A 5012-nucleotide genomic window follows, 5' to 3' on the forward strand; every position below is an offset into this window, starting at 1 on the left:
ATATTGAGGCAATGACTCAGGAAGTTACCTCTTTAACTCAACAAGCTGGAAATACTGATATAGAAAATCTCGAACGTCAAGATCTTGTTGCATTAACTATGGAAGCTTCACAATTAACTGGAGTGCCGATGGTGAGAAATTAAAAATCAATTTAGGAGATAGTATTATGGCTGCATTCGATAGAATTAAATCCGGAATTCCAGGGCTTGATAAAGCATTAGACAATATTCGTTTAGGGGATAATGTAGTATGGAATGTCACTAATTTAAATGAATTTTCTTACTTTGTCAATCCTTATGTAAAGCAGGCAAAAGAGGATAATAGGAACTTGATATACATTCGGTTTGCCAATCATCCTCCATTAATAGAAATGACTGAAGAAGATTTCAGATTGCTTGAAATGGAACAGAACAATCCCGACACGGAATTTTCCATGATAGAACGTGATGGGATTAAAATATATTATGTAGACCCATATAAGCAATTTGAGACATTTACTTTGGAAGTTCACAGAATTATTGAAAAAGAGGGTTTCGATGCATTCTATGTTTTTGACTGTTTAAGCGACCTTCAGGCCGTTTGGTCAACAGATTTGATGATGGGTAATTTCTTTAAAGTTACCTGTCCATTTTTATTCCAATTGGATACAGTAGCATTTTTCCCAATTCTTCGTGGAAGGCATTCATATGATGCGATTGCTAAAATTCGTGAAACAACACAGTTGTTCTTGAATGTTTATTCAAATTCTCCAGAGGAAGTATATGTCACTCCATTAAAAGTATGGAACAGATATTCTCAAACCATGTTTTTAGGACATAAATTCAATCCGATAACCGGCTTTGTTAAAGTTCTCCAGGATGGTCAGGAAGTCAGTAAATATTATAAGACCATCAATTCGGACAAATATCAAAATGAACAAACTTTGGACAGTTGGGAAAGATATATGCTTCAACTTAGAAGGGAGTATGGAGAAGGCAGAAATATCGATGAGGAGTGCGATAAAATTTCTGAGCTGATGATGACGAAAGATGAGAAGATGCTTTCCAAAATCAGGCAATACTTCACATTTGAAGATTACATCACAATCTATGACCGTCGTGTAGGCAGCGGTTTGGTAGGAGGTAAAACATGCGGAATGCTGCTTGCAAGAAAAATTATTGAAAAAGATCGTCCAGACATATATGGCAATTTTGAACCTGATGATTCATTTTATATAGGTTCTGATTTATTTTACACCTACATTGTTTCAAATGACTTATGGGATCTTCGCGTAAATCAAAGAACAGAAGAAGGTTATTATAAATATGGTAAGGAGTTGGAGGAAGCTCTTAAAAAAGGTACTTTTTCAGATCAGATTAAAAAGGAATTCATACGCATTTTGGATTATTTCGGACAAAACCCTATTATTGTCAGGTCCAGTAGTTTTCTTGAAGACGGATACGGTAATGCATTTGCCGGAAAATATGAATCAGTGTTCTGCGTAAATAGAGGTACTCTTGAAGAACGTTTGGCCGCTTTTGAAGAAGCGGTGAAAGTAGTATATTCAAGTACAATGAATGTTTCAGCTTTAGAATATAGGAAATTAAACGGTTTGGATGATGCTGATGAACAGATGGCCCTTTTAGTTCAAAGGGTTTCCGGCTCTTATTATGATGATTATTTCTTCCCGACCGCTGCTGGCGTAGGATTTTCATACAGCCCATATTCACCGCTTCCGGATATGGACAATAGCAAAGGTATGCTAAGACTTGTAATGGGTCTTGGAACAAAAGCTGTTGACAGGACTAAAAAGGATTATCCAAGAATCATTAATCTTGATAAACCCGAACTGACTATGATGAAGGATATAAAGGAAAAACATAGGTATTCTCAACATTATCTGGATGTAATTGATTTGAAAAATATTAGTCTGCATGATATTTCCATTGATGAAGGTTTGGACATTATTCCAAAATATGCAAAAAAAGTTTTAATAGAACACGACCGGGATGCAGAGAGACTATTTCGTGAACGTGGTCAACGTCGTGAGATAGTATTTGTAAATTGTGAAGGTATTGTAAAAAATCATGAGTTTATTGATGAGATGAAAGAAATTCTGAATACCTTGGAAACTGCATATGACTATCCGGTTGACATTGAATATACAGTTAATTTTGGAGAAGATAATTCTTTTAATATAAACTTATTGCAATGTCGCCCTCTTCAGGTTTCAACAAATAATGAGGATATTGAAATGCCTGAAGATAAAAATGTTTTCTTCCATATTAAGGAATCTTCTATGGGAATGTCACGAAAGAATAAGATTGATGCAATCTGCTATGTTGATCCGCATAAGTATTATGAATATCCATATGCTCAAAAAAGTTCATTATCTCGTGTAATCAGTGAAGTAAATGCTTATTGCAGAAATAATGATAAGACAGCAATGTTAATAGTTCCTGGAAGAATCGGTACTTCCTCTCCTGAACTGGGTATTCCTGTTGTGTTTGCAGACATTAGTCATTTCTCCGCAATTCTAGAGGAAGCATATAGTGAAGTCGGTTATATGCCTGAATTATCTTTTGGAAGCCATATGTTTCAGGATCTGGTAGAAGCAGAGATATATTATGGAGCATTATTTGAAAACGAGAAAAAAATAGAATTCAATCGGGATATGATGTTTGAGTATCCTAATATCCTGAAAGATATAAATCCTAATTTAAGTGAGGATATATATTCTATGGTGCAGGTTATAGATTTCGATGATAATGAGGCGGAATTTTACCATGACATGAATAAGGACGAAACAATGTGTATTTTCAAATAATTATACATAGGTTTTAATGGATTATATTTCCATTATTTTTGGGCAGGTGGGTGGGACATATGCCTTTTTTATTTGTAGTAATTCTTTTTTTCACAAAAAAGATTTTTCAAATAAAAGAAAAATGTATGACAAAATATTCCATGTGATTAATGGCCCTATTTTTAATAATAGGGTTATTTTCACATGTTTTTTTTTAAAGTTGAACAATCAATTAGTTAGTGAAAAGATTTCTATTTTCGGATACTTGTTTACCACAGTTATTTTCATGTGCGCTCCTCACTTTTGAAAATATTTAAATAATATGAAATATATAACAATTGTTATTGCAATATAACAATTGTGATAATCCAATAAGGGGAGGATAATATATGTGTGAAATTTTTTGTTTTAATTCAAATACGCCAAAACAAATAAATAACTGTTTGGAATGCTTTTATAATCACTCTGAAGAACATCCGCACGGATGGGGATTGGCTAAGGTACAATCCGATGAATTTGTTATAGATAAAGAGCCGGTAAAAGCAACATGTAGCCAACATTTAAAAAATATATTATCTCATCCTGTTATTGGAAAAAATGTTTTTGCTCATATTAGGCTGGCCACTGTGGGTGAAATAATTTCTCCCAACTGCCATCCATTTACAGAATTTGATGATAATAATCGGTCTTGGTTGTTGATTCATAATGGAACCGTATTCGATTATCCGAAACTCGATGAATACAATGATAAGGAAATAGGAGATACAGATTCTGAAAGAATACTTTTATATATCATAGATAAGGTTAACGAGTATGAAAAAAATAAAGGTTGTTTATCCACTATAAAGGAGCGATTTAATTTATTAAATGACATCATTGTCGATTTATCTAAAAAAAATAAGGTTAATCTGATGATATTTGATGGGGACATGACTTATATTCATTCAAATATGAGGGATTCACTTTATTACTTGAAAAATGATGAAGGATTTTTAGTGGCATCAACTCCACTGACTGATGATGAGGGTTGGAAACCTGTAGAATTAAACAAATTGTTTGGTTTAATTGATGGAAATATCATTTTTGAAAGTGAAGAACATCAAAATGAGTTTATATTAACCGAAGAACATGAAAAAGCTATTGAAGAGTTTTTAGAATCAATAAATCAGGTTGATAATGATGATTAGTGAAGAGACTGTGAGAAATAAATTATTTGATGAATTCATAAAGCCTACAGAAGAAAAAAAGAACTTCATAGGTATTGAAATTGAAATTCCTATTATTAATCTGGATAAAACTGCAGTAGATTTCGATGTTGTCCATAAAGTAACTGATAAGTTTCGCAGACAGTACTCTGACTTTAAAGAAGATGGTATTGATTATGAGGGGAATGTTTTTTCTCTTAAAAATAACAATAATGATGATATATTCTGCTATGACTGTTCGTATAACAATATTGAATTTGCAATGGGTAAGGAAAAAGATTTATTTTCAATATATGATCGTTTTTGTGATTATTATGCGTTTACAAAAGAATGTTTTGAAGAGTTTAATCACACATTAACTGGGATGGGAATAAATCCATATAGGAAATATAATAAAAATCATCCGATTCCATCTGAAAGATATCTGATGCTGTATCATCATCTGAAATCTTTTAATAACTATAGGAATGTTCCGATGCATTTCCATGATTATCCTGAATATGGAATGTTTTCATCTGCTTCACAGGTTCAGTTGGATGTATATAAAGATGAATTAGTAAAAACAATCAATGTATTTTCAAAAATTGAACCTATAAAAGCGTTACTGTTCTCCAATTCGGTTTTGGTAGATGAAAATAAACATGTGACATGCTTTAGGGATGCTTTATGGGAGTATTCGACTCATGGCATAAATCCGCATAATATTGGAATGTATGATGTTGATTTAAAAAGTCTTGATGATCTTGAAGCATATTTGGAGTCTTTAAATATCTATTGTGTAATGCGGGATGGGGCATACATTAACTTTCCGTCAATGAATCTGCTTGAATACTTTAAAAAGGATTATGTTTGTGGAGAGATATACTGTAATGGAGAGTATCGGGAAATCGAAATAAGACCCTGTATTAGTGATATAAAATATTTAAGACCATTCAAATTCATCAATCTAACATTTAGAGGAACTGTGGAGTTTAGAAGTGTATGCACTCAACCGATTAGGGATTCCATGTCTGTTGCAGCAT

Annotated in this window: 3 protein-coding genes; all 3 read left to right on the forward strand. The window is 32.8% G+C overall.

Going from position 1 to position 5012, the window contains the following annotated elements; all coding sequences use genetic code 11:
* Positions 1–166: 166 nt before the first annotated feature.
* Complete coding sequence (locus Q0W04_RS10415; RefSeq protein ID WP_298503021.1) at positions 167–2806, forward strand: PEP/pyruvate-binding domain-containing protein; 2640 nt, start codon at positions 167–169, stop codon at positions 2804–2806.
* 368 nt (positions 2807–3174) lie between these two features.
* A complete protein-coding gene (locus Q0W04_RS10420; protein WP_298503024.1) occupies positions 3175–3972 on the forward strand; it encodes a class II glutamine amidotransferase in 798 nt (265 codons plus the stop codon).
* The coding region (locus tag Q0W04_RS10425; RefSeq protein WP_298503029.1) for a hypothetical protein at positions 3965–5012 on the forward strand (1048 nt) is incomplete at its 3' end. The genes Q0W04_RS10420 and Q0W04_RS10425, both read left to right, overlap by 8 nt.

The organism is uncultured Methanobrevibacter sp. (genome assembly GCF_947170395.1).
Classification (GTDB): Archaea; Methanobacteriota; Methanobacteria; order Methanobacteriales; family Methanobacteriaceae; genus Methanocatella.